Source organism: Streptomyces sp. NPDC041814, from assembly GCF_055590565.1.
This window is the reverse complement of the sequence record NZ_JBVJAM010000002.1, coordinates 270187-289037: the sequence shown is the minus strand read 5'-3', so window position 1 is coordinate 289037 and position 18851 is coordinate 270187. Positions and strand designations below refer to the sequence as shown.

At 74.9% G+C, this 18851-nt stretch carries 18 protein-coding genes and 1 riboswitch; of the genes, 1 reads left to right on the top strand and 17 read right to left on the bottom strand.

Annotation, left to right across the window (positions count from 1 at the left end; genetic code table 11):
• Positions 1–43: 43 nt before the first annotated feature.
• The 4 genes from ACZ6C6_RS06665 to ACZ6C6_RS06650 form a co-directional block, all read right to left on the bottom strand.
• Positions 44–784 (bottom strand): GNAT family N-acetyltransferase, encoded by a 741-nt coding sequence (locus tag ACZ6C6_RS06665; protein WP_469199782.1) that lies wholly within the window; start codon positions 782–784, stop codon positions 44–46.
• A complete protein-coding gene (locus tag ACZ6C6_RS06660) occupies positions 781–1698 on the bottom strand; it encodes an NADP-dependent oxidoreductase (protein WP_469199780.1) in 918 nt (305 codons plus the stop codon). The genes ACZ6C6_RS06665 and ACZ6C6_RS06660 overlap by 4 nt, the downstream gene beginning before the upstream one ends.
• 243 nt (positions 1699–1941) lie before the next feature.
• On the bottom strand, positions 1942–2847 hold the full coding sequence (locus ACZ6C6_RS06655; protein WP_469199778.1) for an NAD(P)-dependent oxidoreductase: 906 nt from the start codon (positions 2845–2847) through the stop codon (positions 1942–1944).
• Between the two features lie 48 nt (positions 2848–2895).
• A complete protein-coding gene (locus tag ACZ6C6_RS06650; RefSeq protein ID WP_469199776.1) occupies positions 2896–3486 on the bottom strand; it encodes an adenosylcobinamide amidohydrolase in 591 nt (196 codons plus the stop codon).
• A gap of 374 nt (positions 3487–3860) precedes the next feature.
• On the opposite strand from ACZ6C6_RS06650, the gene ACZ6C6_RS06645 reads away from it, so the two are divergent.
• Positions 3861–4880: a PRC and DUF2382 domain-containing protein gene (locus ACZ6C6_RS06645; protein ID WP_469199774.1), complete on the top strand. Its 1020-nt coding sequence runs from the start codon at positions 3861–3863 to the stop codon at positions 4878–4880.
• Between the two features lie 84 nt (positions 4881–4964).
• Here the strand turns inward: ACZ6C6_RS06645 and ACZ6C6_RS06640 are convergent, their stop codons facing one another.
• From ACZ6C6_RS06640 to ACZ6C6_RS06580, 13 genes are all read right to left on the bottom strand, one after another.
• Positions 4965–5744: an ABC transporter ATP-binding protein gene (locus tag ACZ6C6_RS06640; RefSeq protein ID WP_469199772.1), complete on the bottom strand. Its 780-nt coding sequence runs from the start codon at positions 5742–5744 to the stop codon at positions 4965–4967.
• Positions 5741–6817 (bottom strand): FecCD family ABC transporter permease, encoded by a 1077-nt coding sequence (locus tag ACZ6C6_RS06635; RefSeq protein ID WP_469199770.1) that lies wholly within the window; start codon positions 6815–6817, stop codon positions 5741–5743. Before ACZ6C6_RS06635 ends, ACZ6C6_RS06640 begins: the two co-directional genes overlap by 4 nt.
• Complete coding sequence (locus ACZ6C6_RS06630; RefSeq protein ID WP_469199768.1) at positions 6814–7842, bottom strand: ABC transporter substrate-binding protein; 1029 nt, start codon at positions 7840–7842, stop codon at positions 6814–6816. The genes ACZ6C6_RS06635 and ACZ6C6_RS06630 overlap by 4 nt, the downstream gene beginning before the upstream one ends.
• A gap of 62 nt (positions 7843–7904) precedes the next feature.
• A riboswitch (cobalamin riboswitch) is annotated at positions 7905–8091 on the bottom strand.
• A 36-nt stretch (positions 8092–8127) separates the two neighbouring features.
• Positions 8128–9351, bottom strand: a complete 1224-nt coding sequence (locus tag ACZ6C6_RS06625) for a beta-ketoacyl-[acyl-carrier-protein] synthase family protein (RefSeq protein WP_469199766.1) — start codon at positions 9349–9351, stop codon at positions 8128–8130.
• Positions 9348–9590, bottom strand: a complete 243-nt coding sequence (locus ACZ6C6_RS06620) for an acyl carrier protein (RefSeq protein ID WP_469199764.1) — start codon at positions 9588–9590, stop codon at positions 9348–9350. Before ACZ6C6_RS06620 ends, ACZ6C6_RS06625 begins: the two co-directional genes overlap by 4 nt.
• Before the next feature lie 242 nt (positions 9591–9832).
• Positions 9833–11677, bottom strand: coding sequence for an acyl-CoA dehydrogenase family protein (locus ACZ6C6_RS06615; RefSeq protein ID WP_469199762.1), 1845 nt, complete (start codon positions 11675–11677; stop codon positions 9833–9835).
• 51 nt (positions 11678–11728) lie between these two features.
• Complete coding sequence (locus ACZ6C6_RS06610; protein WP_469199760.1) at positions 11729–12976, bottom strand: beta-ketoacyl-[acyl-carrier-protein] synthase family protein; 1248 nt, start codon at positions 12974–12976, stop codon at positions 11729–11731.
• 81 nt (positions 12977–13057) lie between these two features.
• Positions 13058–13990: a carbohydrate kinase family protein gene (locus tag ACZ6C6_RS06605; RefSeq protein WP_469199759.1), complete on the bottom strand. Its 933-nt coding sequence runs from the start codon at positions 13988–13990 to the stop codon at positions 13058–13060.
• A 91-nt stretch (positions 13991–14081) separates the two neighbouring features.
• Positions 14082–14954 (bottom strand): ABC transporter substrate-binding protein, encoded by an 873-nt coding sequence (locus ACZ6C6_RS06600; protein WP_469199757.1) that lies wholly within the window; start codon positions 14952–14954, stop codon positions 14082–14084.
• 100 nt (positions 14955–15054) lie between these two features.
• Positions 15055–15681 carry a GNAT family N-acetyltransferase gene (locus ACZ6C6_RS06595; RefSeq protein ID WP_469199755.1) on the bottom strand — a complete coding sequence of 209 codons (627 nt, stop codon included), beginning with the start codon at positions 15679–15681 and terminating at the stop codon, positions 15055–15057.
• A gap of 43 nt (positions 15682–15724) precedes the next feature.
• Positions 15725–16051: a cupin domain-containing protein gene (locus ACZ6C6_RS06590; protein WP_132902544.1), complete on the bottom strand. Its 327-nt coding sequence runs from the start codon at positions 16049–16051 to the stop codon at positions 15725–15727.
• Positions 16052–16150: 99 nt separating this feature from the next.
• A complete protein-coding gene (locus ACZ6C6_RS06585; protein WP_469199753.1) occupies positions 16151–17776 on the bottom strand; it encodes a glycoside hydrolase family 13 protein in 1626 nt (541 codons plus the stop codon).
• Positions 17777–17884: 108 nt separating this feature from the next.
• Positions 17885–18844, bottom strand: a complete 960-nt coding sequence (locus ACZ6C6_RS06580; RefSeq protein ID WP_469199751.1) for a carbohydrate ABC transporter permease — start codon at positions 18842–18844, stop codon at positions 17885–17887.
• Between the last annotated feature and the right edge of the window lie 7 nt (positions 18845–18851).

The following is an 18851-nucleotide window of genomic DNA, read 5'->3' as shown; positions in this document are numbered from 1 at the left end:
TGGCGTGAGGGCGGTGTCTCCGGGCCCGGAGACACCGCCCCGCTCAGCCCGCCGCCGAAGCCGTGGCCGGACGGCCCGGCGCGGGCACCCCGGCCGGTACCAGGGCGGCCAGGAATTCGACCCGGCGGCGGAGCTCGAAGCCGAGCGACTCGTAGAGCCGGACGGCCCCGGTGTTGGCGGCGGCCGCGTGCAGGAACGGGGTCTCGCCGCGCTGCCGGATCTCGTGGGCGACGGCGCGCACCAGTCCGCCGCCGAGCCCCTGGCCGCGTACCGACTCGTCGGTGCAGACGGCGCTGATCTCGCTCCAGCCCGGCGGGCGCATGCGCTCACCGGCCATGGCGACGAGCACCCCGTCCCGGCGCACCCCGAGGTAGGTGCCGAGCTCCACGGTCCGGGTTTCGAAGGGGCCCGGCCGGGTGCGGGCGACCAGGTCGAGCATCTCCGGCACGTCGGCGGGGCCCAGCCGGACGGCTTCGGGGAGGGGAGCCGCAGCCACGCCCGCGTCCACGAGCTGGACCCCGGCAGCGTGGAAGGTGATCTCCCAGCCGGCGGGCGGGGGCTCCCGGAACGCGGTGATCGTGACGACTCCGCCCGGCCCGGTGAGCGCCGCCACGTCGGCCCAGTCGGCGGGCCCCGGGTCCGGCGGGAGGGCGACCCAGGGCGCGACCTCGGCGGGGTAGCGCGCCACGCGGCCCCGCCGTTCGGCGAAGTGGGCGTGCGGGCCCAGCAGTGCGGTGCCCACCGGATCGTCCAGGGGGTGGCCGTGGTCCGGGTGCCCGTTCACGCGGTCACCTCGATCACGGTCTTGCCCAGGGCGTGGCCGTCCTCCACCGCACGCAGCGCCTCGGCGGCCCGGTCGAGGGGCAGCGTCCGGGTCACATGGGTGCGCAGGACCCCTTCGACGGTCAGCCGCGCCACCTCGTCGAGGACGGCGGCGGTACGGGCCCGGCGGACGGGTTCTCCGCCGAGTTCGGTGACCAGGGGCCTGCCACCGGCGCTGATGAGCGCGGCCGGGTCGGTCAGGCCGGCCGCCTCGCGCAGGGTGTCGCCGCCAACCAGGTCGAAGACGGCGTCCACGCCCTGGGGGGCCGCTGCCCGCACCCGGTCGGCGAGGCCCGGGCCGGACGGGATGTGCTCGGCGCCCAGGGACTCCACGAAGTCCTTCTTGGCCGCGCCGGCGACGCCGAGGACCCGGAGGCCCGCGTGGCGGGCGAGCTGGACGGCGGCGCTGCCCACGCCGCCGCCCGCGCCGGTGACCAGGAGCGTGGCGCCGGGAGCCAGGGCGAGCTGTCGCACCCCGTCGTAGGCGGTGGCGGCGGCGACGGGCAGGACCGCCGCGTCGGTGAAGGACAGGGCGGCCGGCTTGTGGGCGGAGACCGCGACGGGCATGAGCGTGTACTCGGCGTACCCGCCGGTCAGCGGGTTGCCGAACACCTCGTCGCCGGGGGCGAAGCCCGCCACGCCGGGGCCGGTCTCCACGACCGTGCCGGCGGCCTCGCTGCCGAACACGGTCGGGAAGGGTGACCGTTCGCTGCCCGGACGGGCGTAGCCGGTGCGCAGCTTCCAGTCGACCGGGTTGACGCCCGCCGCGCGAACGGCGACGAGCAGTTCGCCGGGGCCGGGTTTCGGCCGTTCCAGATCGGCGAAGCCCTCCACCTCCGGTCCGCCGTTGCGGGTGAACACGTACGCCTTCGGCATGAGCTCCTTCTCCCCTGTTTCCGTGCGCCGGCGCCTGGCCGGCGGGCGCCCCAGCTGCGGCAAGGACGCGTGGCGCGCGGGTATTCCCGCACCGTCGATTTCGACTCAATCACCGTCCGGTCCGCGCCGGACGGCCCCTGCGGCGGGCTGTCCTGTGGCACGCTGAGGGCGGCCGTCCCACCGGGCTCCCCCGTACCGGTGGGGCGGTCTCGCGCCGTTACGGGGCCGGAGCCCCGGGCCGGGTCAGCCGCCGTCCCGCCCGGGGGCCCGGCCCGCGTAGTAGGTGGCGATCATGTCCTCCTCGCCGTGTCCGGCGGCCTCCGCGCGCTCGAAGCGGGCGGCCGACGCGGCGGCCAGGTCCAGCCTGACACCGGCCTGGGCGGCCGCGTCGAGGATGAGCCGGGTGTCCTTGAGGGCGGTGGACAGGGCGAAGCTCGGCGTGAGGTCCCCGTCCAGGACGGCGGCGGACTTGGCCTGGAGGTAGCCCGAGTCGAGCGGTCCGCCCCTGACCAGGCCGAGGAACGTACGCGGGTCGACGCCGAGCCCTTCGGCGAGGTTCAGGCACTCCGCGACGCCGCCGACCATGTTGACGACCCAGGCGTTGACGACGAGCTTCAGCCGGGACGCCGCTCCCGGCTCCTCACCGGCCCACACCGTGCGCTGTCCGATCGCGTCCAGCACCGGTCCGACCACCGCGCGGGCGGCCTCCGGGCCGGAGACGAGGACGGTCAGCGCGCCCTGCTCGGCGGGCTGCCGGGTGCCGACGACCGGGGCGTCGAGGTGGACCAGCCCGAGGTCGGCGGCGCGCTGGGCCAGCTCGACGGCTCCGTCCGGGCCGACCGTGGAGGTCTGGAGCAGCACCTGGCCCCGGTGCAGCCCCTCGGAGGCGGCGGCGAGCGCGGCGGCGACGGCGGTCGTGTCGGTGAGCGCGGTCAGCACGACATGGGCGCCGCGCACGGCCTCGGCCGCAGTGCCGGCGACGGTGGCGCCGTCGGCGGCGAGCGGGTCGGCCTTGGCCTGCGTGCGGTTCCAGGCCCGGACCTCCAGACCGGCGCGAAGCAGGCTGCGGGCCATGGCCGCCCCCATGATCCCGGTGCCGAGTACGGCGACGACCGGCTGCTGGGGTGCGGTGGGGACTGCTGACGTCATGGGGTTCCCTTCGTCGGCCGCGCCCCGGGGCGCGGCGGATTCGGCTTGTCAGGGGTGCCGCAGGGCGCCTTCCAGCACGGCGGCGTGTACGGCCCTGGCCAGTCGCGCGCCCCAGCGGGAGCGCGGACCGGCGAACGGTTCGGCGGCGCCGGTCTCCGGCCCGGGTTCGGGCGCGGCGAGGCAGACGGCGTCCGTGGGGGTGCCGGAGCAGTCGAGTCCGGCGTCCAGGAGCGCCTGCACCTTGGCCTCCGTGGCCGTGGCGACGGCGTTGACCAGGGCGGCGTCGGACAGCGGTACCGGAAGCGTCACCACGATGTTGACGGTGCCGGGGCGCGGCGGTCCGCCGGTGCCATCGGCCGGTGCGGCGGCCCAGCCGCGCACGCCCAGACCGCAGGTGGCGGTGGCGTACACGTCCTCGTCGTCGGCGGTGCTGTACGCGGCGACGTCGGCGGCGGTCATGAGGCCGGCGCCCGGGCCGGTGAGGCCTGCGGCGGCGGCGATCCCGGCGAGATGGCGGTCCGGGTCCATGCGGGGGTAGCCGCCGGGGACCTGCGCGTTGAGGATCCACTCGCGCGGGCCGAGGCCGCCGCCCAGGACCGCGCTGCTGCACACCCGCCAGCCGGGTCCCAGCCGCCACACGAGATGGTGCAGCTCCGTGCCGTCCTCGCGTCGGGCGTGCAGTTCGCCGCGTTGCGCGGGGATCGGGACGCGTACGGAACGGATGGGGCACCCCCGGGTGGCGCGGCGGGACGCCGGTCGGCGTGGACCCGTTGATCATATGCGCCGGGGCCGGGGCGCCCGGGGCCCGGCCCGTTCACCCGGATGGCGTAATGGACCCGAGAGCCGCCCAACCGCGTGATGCGGGGGCTGTGGCGGTCCGAGGCGGATGCCGCGCGCCGCGCCCGGTGGCCGGGCGGTTGCAGCGCCCATCCGGGTGAGGCGCGATGGAATCCGGACGCGCCTTCTCTGCTGGACCCACCCACAGGACGCGCCCGGGCGAGGAGGATTCGGATATGGGAGCCGCTGACGGTTTCACGGATTCCGGAGAGCTCGACGGCCTGACGGTGTACGACACCGAGGGCGAGAAGATCGGCAACGTGGGCCGCGTGTATGTCGACGACAACACCGGCCGCCCGGACTGGATCACGGTGAAGACCGGCCTGTTCGGCATGAAGGAGAGTTTCGTGCCTCTCGCCGGAGCCCGTCGAGTGGGCTCCGACCTGCACATCTCCCACGGCAAGGACCAGGTCAAGGACGCCCCCCGGGTGGACGCGGACGCGCATCTGTCCGTGTCGGAGGAGGAGGAGCTGTACCGGCACTACGGCCTGACCAGGAACACCCGGGGCAACCTGGGCGAGGGTTCCGGGACCGGCGCACCGACCACCACGGGCACCGGCACCATGGGCGCGGCCGGGACCGGCGCGGCGGCCGGGGCCGGAGCCGGAGCAGGGGCCGGAGCCATGGGCGCGGCCGGCACCTCCGGCAAGGACCGCACGCAGACGGCCGGGACCGGCCGGCACCGGGACACCGAGGCGGCGGGCACGGGCGCGGGACGTCCGCTGGCCGGAGCCGGCGCGGGTACCCGGTCCGGGGCCGACCTGGGCGGCAAGGAGGAGATGATCCGCTCCGAGGAGCAGCTGCACATCGGCACCGAGGAGTACGAGAGCGGCAAGGCCCGCCTGCACAAGTACGTCGTCACCGAGAACGTCACGCGCAGCGTGCCGGTCTCGCACGAGGAGGTTCGGGTGGTCCGCGAGCCGCTTCAGCCGGGCGACAGGACGACCGCGCGAACGGGCGACCTGACGGAGCAGGACGTGGAGGTCACCCTGCACGCGGAACGCGCCACGATGCGCAAGGAGACCGTCCCGGTCGAACGCGTCCGGATGGAGACCCAGAGGGTCACGGAACAGAAGGAGGTCTCCGCCGAGCTGCGCAAGGAGCAGATCGACTACGCGGACGGCACCACCAAGGGCGGCAAGGACATGGGCGGCAAGGACACCGGCGGCGACATGGGCCGAGGACGCCACCGCTGACCCCCGCCGGCATGACTGCCGCACCGCACCACAGGCGAAGGGCGGGCCCGCCGACGGGCCCGCCCTCTCGTGTGCCCGGGCCGGTCAGGGCAGGAAGCGCACGGAGGGCCTGCCCTGCGGCCCGTCCGGGGTCACGACGGCCCTCACCCGGTACACCTCCTGGATCAGCGCCTCGGTGATCACCTGCTCCGGGGTCCCGCCCGCGACCGCCCGTCCGCCGCTCAGCACCACGATCCGGTCGCAGAACATGGCGGCCAGATTGAGGTCGTGCAGGGCGACGACGGCGGTCAGCGGGAGCGAGGCGACCAGGGAGAGCAGTTCCAGCTGGTGCTGGATGTCCAGGTGGTTGGTCGGTTCGTCCAGCAGGAGTTCGCGCGGCCGCTGGGCGAGCGCGCGGGCGATCTGGACGCGCTGGCGCTCCCCGCCGGACAGCGTGTGCCAGGACTGGTCGCGCCGGGCGGCGAGCCCGGTACGCTCCAGCGCCTCGTCCACCGCCGCCGCGTCCTCGCCCGTCGGGGCGGCCCAGGCGCGGCGGTGCGGGATGCGGCCCAGGCGCACGACGTCCAGGACGCTCAGCTCCTCCTGGGTGACGGCGTGCTGGTCCACGACCGCGACGCGCCGGGCCACCGCGCGGCGCCCGACGGCGGGCAGGGGCGCGCCGTCCAGGGTGACGACGCCCGAGTGCGGGGCGAGGACCCCGGCGAGGACGCGCAGCAGCGTGGACTTCCCGGAGCCGTTGGGGCCGATCAGGCCCACGGTGGTGCCGGGCTCCGGCGCGAGGGTCACGCCGTCCAGGAGGAGGCGGCCGCCGGCTTCCCGGCCGACCCGTTCGGCCCGCAGGCCCCGGGTCGTCGGCCCGGTCACGCGGGCCGCCTGGTGCGGTGGAGGACGGCGACGAACGCGGGCACGCCGATCAGGGCGGTGACGACGCCCACCGGGACCTCCTGGGGGTCGAGGACGGTCCGGGCGAGCGTGTCGACCCAGACGAGGAAGACGGCCCCGGCGAGCGCGGTGACCGGCAGCAGCCTGCGGTGGCCCGAGCCGGTGAGGGCACGGGCGGCGTGCGGCAGGACCAGCCCGACGAAGCCGACGGCCCCGGCCGAGCTGACGAGCGCTGCGGTCAGGAGCGCGGTCGTGCAGAGCAGGACGGTCCGGACGCGTGCGACGTTCACGCCGAGGGCGGCGGCCGCGTCCTGCCCGAAGGCGAAGGCGTCGAGCGTACGGGCGTGGCCCAGGCAGATCAGCAGGCTGACGGCGAGGACGGCGGAGCAGACCCAGACATCGGTCCAGCCGACTCCGCCGAGCGAGCCGAGCAGCCAGAACAGCACCCCGCGGGTCTGCTCGGCGTCGGCGGCGGTCATGACGACGAACGAGGTCAGCGCCGAGAACAGCTGCATCGCCGCGACGCCGGAGAGCACGACCCGGTCGGTGGAGCCGCCCAGGGTGTGGCTGAGCAGCATCACCAGGGCGAAGGAGCAGAGGGCCCCGATGAACGCCCCGGCCGGCAGCGTCACGGCTCCCCCGCCGACGCCGAGCACGACGACCAGGACGGCGCCGGTGGACGCGCCGGAGGAGACGCCGAGGACGAAGGGGTCGGCCAGCGGATTGCGCAGCAGCGACTGCATGACGGTCCCGCAGACCGCGAGGCCTGCCCCGCAGACGGCGGCGAGCAGGGTGCGCGGCATGCGCAGGTTCCAGATGATGCCGTCCCGGATCGGGCTGAGCCGGGCCTCGCCGATGCCGAGGTGGGCGGCGACGGCGGACCAGACGTCCACGACGGAGATCCGGGCCGGTCCGACGGTGACGGCGACCGCGACGGACAGGGCGAGCAGCAGGAGGCCGCCGGTCCACAGGAGGCCGCCGCGCAGCCGGGAGCGTGCGGGCGTCGTCTCCGGGTCCTTCTCGCGCGGAGCGGTGAGCCGGGCGGTGGCCGTCACCCCGCGAGTCCGAGGTCGCGCAGCCCGGCGGCCACCAGTTCGACGCCCTCGACCGTGCGGATGGTCGGGTTCATGGCCTGGCCGCTGAGCAGGACGTAGCGCTTGTGGCGTACGGCGTCCATCCTCTTCGTGACGGGGTTGGACTCCAGGAAGGCGATCTTCCCGGCAGCGCTCTCGGCGGTCTGCGACTTGCGGGTGAGGTCGCCGATGACCAGGACGTCCGGGTTGCGGTCGGCGACGGTCTCCCAGTTGATCTGGGGCCATTCGTCGTGCGTGTCGTCGAAGACGTTCTTCAGGCCGAGCTCCCGGGTGATGATGCCCGGCGCCCCGCAGCAGCCCGCCAGGTAGGGGGACTCGGAGTTGGCGAACCAGTACATGACGGAGGTGCCGGATCCGTCGACGCCGTCGGCGGCCTCACGGATACGGTCGCCGAGCCGTTCGACCAGCTTCTCCCCGCGCTCGGGCACGCCGAACACCCGGGCCAGGTCGCGCACTTCGGCGTAGACGCTGTCCATGGTCAGGGCGCCGCTGCGGACGCCGTCGCCGTCCTTGGTGTTGTCCTTGGCTGTGCAGTCGGCGGGCGAGACATAGGTGGGGACGCCCAGCTTCTCGAACTGTTCGCGCGGGGCGACGCCGCCCTTGGCGAGCGTCGACTCGAAGTCGGCCGCGACGAAGTCCGGCTCCTGGTCGAGGACCTTCTCGGACGAGGGCCGGTTGTCGGCGATCCGCTTCACGCCCGCGTTGGCCTTCTCCAGGCCCTTCATCACGGGGTCGGTCCAGGTGGCGGTGGCGGCCATCCGGTCCTGGAGGCCGAGTGAGAGCAGGATCTCCGTGGTGCCCTGGTCGACGGAGACCGCGCGCCGGGGCGGGGCGTCCACGGTGACGGTGCGCCCGCAGTTCCTGAGCGTGACCGGATAGCCGTCCGTCGGGCCGACGGCGTCGGCCTTCCCGGACGGGGACCCTCCGCAGGCCGTCAGCAGCAGGAGGGCGACGGTGAGCAGAGCGGCGGTACGTATGGGCGGCACGGGGCATACCTCGGCGTCTCTGGGCCCATGCGCGGGGCCCGCTGTACGGTCCGCCGCCCGGTCCCGGGCGGCGGTCGCCAGCAGGTCTTCGGACTCGGGTTCGCTCGGACGGGACGCCTTCCCGGGAGACGCCGGGTCTCCCAGTGGCCGTGGCCCCGCCCGTCCCCCTCACCGCTGCGCGTCAGTTCCGGATTCGCACCGGATTCCCTGACTCCCACGAGGAGTTCGACTGGCTCCGGCACGCTACCACGGGCTTACCCGCAGCTCAGCGCCGCGTCCGGCCGGTCAGGGGCGCTGGAGGGCCACCACCGCGTTGTGCCCGCCGAATCCGAAGGAGTGGCTGACGGCCCGGCTGACCGGCCGCACCAGCGGCACCTTCGTGACGCAGTCGATGTCGAACCCGGGCGCGGGCGCGTCCAGGTTGGCGACCGGCGGGACGACCCCCCGCTGGAGGGTGAGGATCGTCAGCCCCGCCTCGATCGCCCCGGCCGCGCCCATGCAGTGCCCGAGCACGCCCTTGGGGGCGGTGACGGGAGGCCGGTGCCGGTACACCCGGCTGATCAGCGCGGCCTCGGCGGCGTCGTTGCGTACGGTCGCGGTGCCGTGCGCGTTGACGTGCTCCACCTCGTCGGCCCGCCAGCCCGCGTCGCGCAGGGCGGCCTCGGCGGCGGCCCGGGCGACCCGCCCGTCGGGGTGCGGGCTGGTGGGGTGGTGGGCGTCCGTGGTGGCGCCGGTGCCGGCGATCAGGGCCCGGGGTTCGGCGCCCCTGGCCTCCGCGTCGGCGGCGCGTTCCAGCACCATGACGGCGGCCCCTTCGCCCATGACGAGTCCGGCGCGGTCGGCGGCGAAGGGCCGGCTAAGCCGGGAGAGGTCGCCGTCCGCGCGGGCGGCCGCGCCGGACCGGGCGAAGCCGGTCATGGCGATCGGGAAGACGGTCGACTCGGTCGCCCCCGCGATGGCCACGTCGCACTGCCCGGTCGCGAGCAGGTCGCGGGCGACGGACAGCGCGGTGACGCCGGACGAACAGGCCGTGCAGGGGGCCATGCTGGGTCCGGTGGCCCGCATCTCGATCGCGATCTCGGCTGCGGGCATGTTGGGGATGGTCAGCAGGACCCCGGCGGGCGACGTGGCCTCCGGGCCCCGCCGCTCCAGCACCAGCGCCTGGTCGGTGAGGTGCGCGGAGCCCCCGCTGCTGGTGCCGACGACGACCGCGACCCGGCTGCCGTCCCAGCCGGCGGGGTCGAGCCCGGCGTCGGCGACGGCCTCCCGGGCGGCCAGGACCGCGAACTTGACGTACCGGCCCATCCGGAAGGCCGTACGGCGGCCGATCTCGGCGTCCAGGTCGATGCCGTCGACCACGCAGGCGAAGTCGATCGCGCACCCGGCGAGCGCGGGGACGGTGCGGGCCGGGCTCACGGCCGCGCACACCCCCTCCCAGGTGGACTCGGTGTCGTTGCCGACCGGGGTGATCATGCCCAGCCCGGTGACGGCGATGGCCGGTGTCCTCATCGGGCGGCGCCCACCGCCGCGTCGAGGTGCGCCGTGAGCTCGGCGAGGGTGGTCCCCCGGGTGAGGGTGCCCGTGTCCAGCTCGACCCCGGTGGCCTCCCGGAGGACGACGGCGAACTCGGCGGCCGCCAGGGAGTCCATGTCCAGGCTGTCCATCGTGGAGTCCGGGAGGATCTCGGCCACGGGCACCTTGAAGGTACGGCTGAGTACGTCGGTGATGCGGGGGTGGATCGTGCTCATGGTCTTCCTTTCCTCATGCCATCCGGGCGGGGCGTCCGGTGCTTGTGCGCACGGCCCCGACGCCGGAACAACTGAGCAGCGTCGCTCCGGTTACGCCCAGCGGCGAACCGATTCACCAACATCCGGCCGGGGCGCCCCGCACCACCGCGCGAGCAGGGCGACGGTCGTCCAGTAGGCGAGGAGGGCGGCCCCCGCCCCGAGCCCTTGTACGGCGCGTGCCGCGCGGCGCGCCCGTGTACCCCTCACCGGCCGGCCGCCCGGTGCCAGTGGGCCTCCGGATCGTCGTACGCCTCGGCGTAACCGGCGCCCGCGATCGGCCAGTCGGCGAGCATCTCCTCGGGGAACGCGAAGGAGTCGGCGAGCTCCGGGAGGTGCGGGGCCACCGCGTCGATGAGCCGTTCGGTGTGGTCCGTCAGCGCCTCCGCCTGACCGGCGCTCAGGTGGCCGGCCGCGAGCAGGTCCCCGCTGTCGCGCGCGACCCGGCCCAGGGCGAACAGCCGGGCCAATTCGCCGAGCCGGTCCCGGTCCGCTCCGGCGGGCAGTGCCTCGACCGCCTCCGCATACGCCTCGGCCGCCTGTCGGCAGGCGTGCGCCTCGACCCCGCGCAGCGCGGGGCCCGCCGCCGCGTTCCACCGGCCCAGCGGGTCGCCGGGGGCCGTCCGGGCCGCCCGGGCCCCGGCGCGTGCGAACCACAGCTCCTCGGCGCGGCCCAGGAGCCGGACCAGGAACCGGAGGTCGGTGAGTTCGCCGCTGTCCGGGGCGCCCGGCTCGTACGGGGGGCGGTCGGCGAGCAGGGCGGCGGCGGCCCTGGCGTGGACGGCGAGGTTGTCGCCCTCGGCGGTGATGGCGCCCTCGACGCCGGTGACGAGCGCGGCCATCCCGTTGTTCTCCAGGAGGCCCTGGGCGCCGCAGCGTTCCCGGGACTCCACGATCACGGCCCTGGCCTGCCAGGTGATCCAGCCCTTGGCGATGTCCACCAGGCGCTCGGCCGCCTCCCGCCCGGCCTCGGGCCCCGCCTGGGCCGCCTCCCAGCGGTCCAGGACGCGGCGGTGCAGCAGGCTCATGGCGAAGACGGTGGCCATGGCTTCGGCGAGCGGGCCGTGGTGGGTGCGGTAGGCGAGCACCGGCAGCCGCGCCCCGCGTCCGGCGGAGACGTGGCGGTGGCCGCCGTACCGCACCGCGACGGCCAGCGTGGCGCGCGCCGAGCCGACGGCGCTGGCGCTCATGGAGATCCTGCCGGTGACGACCCGGGCGATGGAGGCGAGGAAACGGCGCCTGCGGCCCTCGACGGCGCTGCGGAACTCCCCGTCGCCGTCGATCCACCCCTGCGGGCCCGTCAGCAGCGCCTCGCGCCCCACGAAGACGTGGTCGAACGAGGTGAGGCTGTGGTCGACGGGGCTGCCCATCCGGGCGGGGAGTCCGCGCACGCGTACGCCCGGCAGCGGACCGGTGGCGTCGGTGAGCGGAACCAGCAGCAGGAAGACCCCCCGGTCGGCCCCGCCGGCCAGCAGCCGCGCGGCGACGAGCCCCGACTTGGGCCCGCCCGCCTGCCCGGTGTTGGGCATGAACTTCTGCGCCCCGCAGTGCGGGGTGTGCAGCACGAACCCGTCGTGGACGGGGTCGTAGGAGGCGGTCGTCTCGACGGCCGCCGCGTCGTTGCCGTGTGCCACCTCCGTACAGAGGAAGGTTCCGGTGCGCCGCAGCGTCAGGAAGTCCGACAGGTCGCGGGGGTTGTCGGCGATGTGGTCCAGGAGGCTGCCGAGGAAGAGGTTGTAGTGGATGCCCGCGATGGTGGCGAGCGCCGGGTCGACCGGGGCCAGCCACTCGTGCAGGGCCGCCAGCGCCCGGAAGTCGGCGGCCGGGCGGGCGGCGCTGTCCAGGGCGTCGTTGAGGGTGCGCAGTCGTGCGTACGCGCGGGCGAGCCGTTCGTCCGGAGTGCCCCCGGCCGCCGGCCCCGGGGGCAGCCGGAACGGTTCGGTGGCGACGAGCCGCCGCCAGAAGCCGTGCTCCCGGCGGGCGTCGGCGCCGAGGAGTACGGAGGTGAGCGGTCGTGCGAGGGGGTCGGCGACGGTGAGCGTGGTGGTCATACAAAGCTGAACGACCGGCGTACGGTCAGGACACCGCGCTCGGGCAGATGTTCACCGTCCGGAGGGGCGAACCCGTTCGAAGCAGAGGGCGACGTTGTGCCCGCCGAAGCCGAAGGAGTGGCTGACGGCCCGCTCCACGCGGAGGCGGCGCGGCTCCTTGGTGACGCAGTCGATGTCCCAGTCGGCGGGCGGGGCGTCCAGGTTGGCGACCGGCGGGACGACCCCGTGTTCGAGGGTGAGCACGGTGGCGGCGGCCTCGATCGCGCCCGCGGCGGCGAGCGTGTGCCCGAGGACGCCCTTCGGGGCGGTGACCGGGGGCCGGTGCGGGAAGAGGCCGGCGATCAGCTCGGCCTCCATCGCGTCGTTCAGCGGTGTCGAGGTGCCGTGCGCGTTGACGTGGCCGACCTCGTGGGCGGCCCAGCCCGCCGCGGCCAGGGCGGCCTCGACGGCGCGCCGGGCGCCTCGGCCGCCGGGGTCGGGTGCGGTGGGGTGGTGGGCGTCCGTGGCGGCCCCGGTCCCGGCGAGCACGGCCCGCACCCGGGCGCCCCGGGCCTCCGCGTGGGCGGCGCGCTCCAGGACGAGCACCCCGGCGCCCTCGCCCAGCACGAAGCCGTCGCGGTCGGGCGCGAAGGGGCGGGAGGCGGCGGCGGGGTCGCCGGTGCGCGTGGACAGCGCGCCCAGCTGGGCGAAGGCCGCGGCCACCAGGGGCGTCAGGACGGATTCCGCGCCGCCCGCGACGACGAGGTCGCACCGGCCGGTGGCCAGGAGGTCGTGCGCGGTGGCCAGGGCGGTGGCGCCCGAGGCGCAGGCGGTGGCGGGGGCCAGGCTGGGGCCGTGGGCGCCGAGGTCGATGGCGATCTCGCCAGCCGCCGCGTTGGGCATCATCATCGGCGCCAGGAGCGGCGAGACGGCCTGCGCGCCGCCGCGGTCGTACCGGCGGACGTTGTCCACGAGGGCGGAGACCCCGCCGACGCCGACGCCGAGCACGACGCCCACCCGGCCGCCGTCCCAGCGGTCCGGGCGCAGCCCGGCGTCGGCGACGGCCCGGCGCGCGGCGACCAGGGCCATCTTCGCGAACCGCGCCATCCGCCAGGCGGCGCGGCCCCCGATGGCCTCGTCCAGGTCGGTCCGGTCGGCCGGGCAGGCGAAGTCGGCGGGCAGCCCGGCCAGTTCCCCGCAGCGCCGGGCCGTGGAGCGCCCCGCGCACAGCCCGGCCCAGAAGGCACGCTCGTCGTCGCCCGCCGGGGTGACCAGCCCCAGCCCCGTCACCACGGTCGCCGTCCCCGTGTCCCGCGCCATGCCCCGGTCCTCCCCTGCGTCGTCGGTCCTTCTGAAGGGGAACGCGCCGGGGGCCGTCGAGGGTGCGGGCGGAGCCGGATGTCAGCCGAGCCCGAGCGCCGCGCGCAGCTCCGCCTCGTCCGGCGGGTTCGCCCCGGCCCGGGCCACCGTCACCGCAGCCGAGGCCGCCGCGTGGCGCAGTACGTCGCTCACGGTGCCCCGTTCCGGGGAGCGCAGCCGCTTCCGGCCGGCCTCGCCGAGCAGGCCGTGGGCGGCGAGCGCGTGCAGGGTGCCGGACATGAAGGCGTCCCCGGCGCCCACCGTGTCGACCACGTCGGCGGGGAGGGCGCCGATGTCCACCTGGCCGCCCGGCAGGACCGCCGTGGCGCCGTCGCCGCCCCGGGTGACGAGGACGAGGGCGGGGCCGGACGCGAGCCAGCGCCGGGCGGCGTCGGCCGGGTCCTGGCCGGGGTACAGCCAGCCCAGGTCCTCATCGCTGGCCTTGACGACGTCGCTGAGGGCCACGCACCGCTCGACCCGTCGTACGGCGGGGCCGTGGTCGCCCATCAGCGCGGGCCGCACATTGGGGTCGTAGCTGATGGTGGCGGCCGTCCGCAGCGACTCGACGGCGTCGAGCACCGTGGCCGCACCGGGTTCGGTCACCGCCGCGATCGAGCCGGTGTGGACGTGCCGGGGCTGCCGGTCGAGGGCGACCCGGCCGAGCGTCCAGGCGATGTCGAACGCGTACGCGGCGCGGCCCTCGCCGTCCAGGGTGACCACGGCCGACGGGGTCGGGCCGGGGGCTCCGTCCGTCAGCACCTCGACGCCCGCCCCGGTGAGGTGCGCGCGGATCAGCCGTCCGTTGCCGTCCCGGCCCAGCTGGGTGAGCAGCGCCGCGTCGTGGCCGAGCCTGGCCAGGCCGTACGCCAGGTTGGCCGGGCTGCCCCCGGGGTGCACCCGGTCGGGTGCGCCCGGGACGCGGACGATGTCGGCGACGCATTCGCCGATGACCAGGAAGTCGGGGCGGTCGGGCATGAGGGCGGGATCTCCCGGGGTGCGGCGGAGGGGTGACGGAACGTCCGGCCCACCGTACGGCCCCGGGTCCGGGCCCTGCCGGGCGGTGGTCCTACGTGTCCAGCGCGTCGGCCACCAGCCCCAGGAACCGGGCGTGGGCGTGGGCGCTGCACACCGGTTCCGGGTTCCACGGGACCACCCGGGCCGTCGCGGCGACGGCCGCCCACTCGGCGTTGTCGCGCAGTTCGGCGAGCGGGGTCGCGTTGACCCGGATGTCGGCGAGGACGACGTCGGGGCGCAGGGCGGCGGCCTCGGCCCAGCCGGCCGTGGACCAGTTGGCCCCGGGGCCCTCGGCGGGCTCGATCAGGCCGACGCCGAGGTCGGCGAGGACCCGGAGCTCGGGCCACATGCGGGGGCGGGCCAGGTACGCCTGGTCCTGGTCCGCCGGGGACAGGGCGAGAACCCTCGGGCGGTCCGGGCCCGAGGTGAGCGCGCGCAGGCGGTCGCGGGCGGCGTCCAGTTCGCGGGCCGCCGATGCCGGTTCCCCGGCACCCAGCGAGCGGGCCAGCTCCGCGAACCGGTCGCCGATCCCGGCGAGGGTGCGCCCCTGGCCGACGTCGATGACGACGACCGGGACGTGGCCCTCCAGATGCTTGGCGGTCTCCGGGCCCAGGCCGTAGACCTGGCCGCCGCCGTAGCTGACGGCGACGACGAGGTCCGGTGCGCAGCGCAGTAAGGCGTCCGCGTCCAGGGTGGCCCCGGCACCGGCGTACGCGATCCCGTCCGCCGGGAGCGACCCGGTCTTCGCGGGGTCGGGCGCGGCCGGGTCGTCGTGGCCCGAGCCGAAGAGCCCGGCGGGGCGTATCCCGTGGTCCCACAGGGTCGCCCCGGCCTGTATGTAGGCGAGCACCCGTTGCGGGCGCTCGCCGGTTGCCGACAACTGCCCCCGGTCGTCGGTGAATTGCCACACGGTCCGCTCGTTCACGTCACACGCCTCCCAGCCGGAGTCCGCCGCCCGGCGACGGCGGTCGACCAGTACCCTGCCCAGCGGGAGCGGGCCGCATCCTCCGGAGGCGAGACGGGTGCTACAGATCCGCCCGGGTGGAGCGTACGAGGTAGCTGACGGGGCCGGGGTCGGGGACGTGGATCCCGGTGAAGCCGAGCCGGTCGTAGAAGGCCCTGGCCGGGGTGTTGGAGGTGAGCATGGACAGATGGACGCCCTCGACCCCCTTGGCGTTCAGGGCCGCGAGGAAGGTGTTCATCAGCTCTTTGCCGTACCCCTTGCGCTGCCACTCGGGCAGCAGGTCGATGTGCAGGTGGGCGGGGTGGGCGGCGAGTTCGGGCAGGACCATGCGCTCCGGGTTGTGCAGGAGCGCGGTCATCTCGTCGGCGGGGCTCCGCGGCGGGCCCTCGGGCAGCGGGAAGCGGTCCGCGACCCGGGGCAGCCAGCTCTCCCGGTACTCCTTCACGAAGCGGGGCGTGTCGGCGGTGCCGAGGATGTAGCCGACGGCGCGGCCCGTGCCGTCGTCCAGGACGAAGGCGAGGTCCGGTTCCAGCTCGGCGTAGGGCGTGGCGAAGATGGACGGCACCAGCTCGTGGTCCGGGTAGATGTCCCGGGCGTCGCCGCCGCCCGCGGCGGTGCGTATGCAGATGTCGGAGAGCGCGGCGCTGTCTTCGGGGCGGTAGGGCCGGAGGCCGGGATGGGAGGTCACCGGCCCATCCTGCCCACTCTGAGAGCGCTCTCACAAGGGGGTGTCAGGGGTTGACGGCCGTGAGGAGGACGACCGCGTCCTCCAGGGCGAGGAGCCCGTGCCGCTCCTGCGGGATCGGGTGCAGCCGGCCGGGGGTCAGTTCGACGTCCCCGGAGGCGGCGGTGAGCCGGACGGAGCCGCGCAGGACCTGGAGCGAGGCAGCCGGCGGGGCGTTGTGCTCGTCCAGCGCGGAGCCCGAGGTGAGCGCGATGACGGTCTGCCGCAGCGGGTCCTGGTGGAGCAGGAGGTGGGCGCTGCGGCCGTGCGGGGCCTCGCGGGCGGCGGCCAGGTGCTCGGCGGCAAGGGCATTCAGATCGTTCGGAGCGTCCATAGGCCCACTGTGCCGCAGCTCCGGCCCGCCCGCGAACGTGCCGCTCGGGCCTGGGCGCGCTCCCACGCGTCCGGGCCCGAGCGGCCGGTCAGGGCGTCGTCAGGCGCGCAGCCACACCGCCGTGTCGCGCGGGAGGCGGCCCGCCTCGTCCAGGGGTCCGCTGGTGAGCAGCACCGCGCTGTGCGGGGGCAGCTCCGCGGCGTCGGCGGCCAGGTTGACGACGCAGAGGAGTCCGTCGGTCCGGGCGAAGGCGAGCACCCCGGGCGCGGCGTCGAGCCAGGTCAGCCGCCGGATGCCGGGCTCTCCCCCGGTCCCGAAGCCCGGTTCGGAGCGCCGCAGCCGCAGGGCCTCGCGGTACAGGTTGAGCATGGAGTCCGGGTCGCCGTTCTGGATGTCGGCGGCGTAGCCGGACCAGCCCTCCGGCTGCGGGAGCCAGGGCTCCGTGGTGGCCCCGAATCCGGCGTACGGTTCGCCCGCCGCCCAGGGCATGGGCACCCGGCAGCCGTCCCGGCCCGGATCGGCACCGTCCTTGCGGAAGTGCATCGGGTCCTGGATCCGGTCGAGCGGGATGTCGGCCTCGGGCAGGCCCAGTTCCTCGCCCTGGTAGAGGTAGGCCGCACCGGGCAGGGCCAGCGACAGGAGGGCGGCGGCACGGGCCCGGCGGGTGCCGAGGGCGAGGTCGGTGGGGGTGCCGAAGGTCTTGACGGCGAAGTCGAACCCGGTCTCCTCACGGCCGTAGCGGGTGACGGTCCGGGTGACGTCGTGGTTGCAGAGCACCCACGTGGCGGGAGCGCCGACCGAGGCGTGCTCGGAGAGCGTGTCGTCGATGGCGGCCCGCAGCTTCTCCGGCTCCCACGGGCAGGCCAGGAAGTTGAAGTTGAAGGCGGTGTGCAGTTCGTCGGGGCGCAGGTAGCGGGCGAAGCGCTCGGTGTCGGGGAGCCAGACCTCGCCGACGAAGACGCCTCCGTACTCGTCGGCGATGGCGCGCCAGGAGCGGTAGATGTCGTGGAGTTCGTCGCGGTCCACGAAGGGGTGCGGGTCGCTGCCGATGACGAAGTCGGGGAGCGCGGGGTCCTTGGCGAGGAGGGCAGCGGAGTCGATGCGCACACCGGCGACGCCGCGTTCGAACCAGAAGCGCAGTACGTCCTCGTGCTCGCGGCGGACGGCGGGGTGCGCCCAGTTGAGGTCGGGCTGCTGGGTGGCGAAGAGATGGAGGTACCACTCGCCGTCGTCCAGTCTGGTCCAGGGGGTGCCGCCGAATTCGGAGACCCAGTCGTTGGGCGGGATCTCGCCGTTCGCGCCGCGGCCCTTGCGGAAGTGGAAGAGGTCGCGCTCGGGGCTGCCGGAGCCGGCTTCGAGGGCGGCGCGGAACCAGGCGTGCTGGTCGGACACGTGGTTGGGCACGATGTCCACGATGGTGCGGATGCCCAGCTCGCGGGCCTCGGCGATGAGTTTCTCGGCCTCGGCGAGGGTGCCGAACGCCGGGTCGATCGTCCGGTAGTCGGCCACGTCGTAACCGCCGTCGGCCAGCGGTGAGAGGTACCAGGGGGTGAACCAGAGGGCGTCCACGCCCAGTTCCACGAGGTAGGGCAGCCGGGCCCGTACCCCTGCCAGGTCGCCGGTGCCGTCGCCGTCGCCATCGGCGAAGCTGCGTACGTAGATCTGGTAAATGGCGGCGTCGCGCCACCAGTGTGCGGTGGCCTCGGACGGACGGTTGGCTGCCACTGACGTTCCTTTCGGGCAGGTGGGACTCCGCCGCCGGCCCGGCAAGCGGGGCAGGATGGGTGAGCCGGCGGCGGAGCGCTGAGGGGAAGGCGGTTCGGGGAGCGGGCGTCAGCCCTTGAGGCCGCCCGCGGTGAGACCGCTCATGATGTTGCGCTGGAAGAGCAGGAAGATCAGCAGCGTCGGGATCGACGCGATGGTGAGCGCGGCGATCAGGACGTTCTCGGGGACGCCGCTGGCCAGTGAGTAGATGCCCACGTTGAGGGTCTGCTTGTTCGGGTCGGGCAGCGTGAGCATCGGCCAGAGGAAGTCCTTCCACACGCCGACGACGGCGAAGATGGAGACGACCCCGAGGATCGGCCGGGAGATGGGCAGGATGATCGAGCGCAGGGTGCGCAGCGGTGAGGCGCCGTCCATCGCCGCGGCGTCGAGGAGTTCGCCCGGGATGGAGTCGAAGAACCGCTTCAGCAGGAAGATGTTGAAGGCGTTGGTGACCGACGGCAGCCAGATCGCCCAGGGCGAGTTGACCAGGTTGCGCTGGACCAGGGGCACGTCCAGGACGGTCAGGTACTGCGGGACGACGAGCACGGTGGCCGGGATCATCAGCGTGGCCAGCATCATGCCGAGGATGACCTTGCCGAACATCGGCCGCAGCTTGGACAGCGAGTAGGCGGCGGCCACGTCGAAGATCAGCTGGAAGGCGAGCGCGCCGAAGGCGTAGTACAGGGTGTTGAACAGCAGCTTGGACAGGTCCATGACCGTCCATGCCTGGCTGTAGTTCTCGGTGTGGATGGACTTGGGGAAGGCCGTGGGCGGGCTCTGCACCACTTCCTGGGTGGTCTTCAGACCGCCGGTCACCATCCAGTACAGCGGGCCGAGGAAGACGGCCGTGAACAGGACCATCACCAGGCCGAAGACGATCCAGTAGACGGCCTTGCCGCGTGGCCGGCCGAGCTGGGCCGGCGAGATCAGGGTGCGCTGGCGGCCGCGCTCGGCGGCGCCTTCGGACCTGCGCCGGGCGGACTTGCGTGAGGTGCTCCCGCGCCGGGAGACAAGCGTGTTCGATGCCATGGTCTTG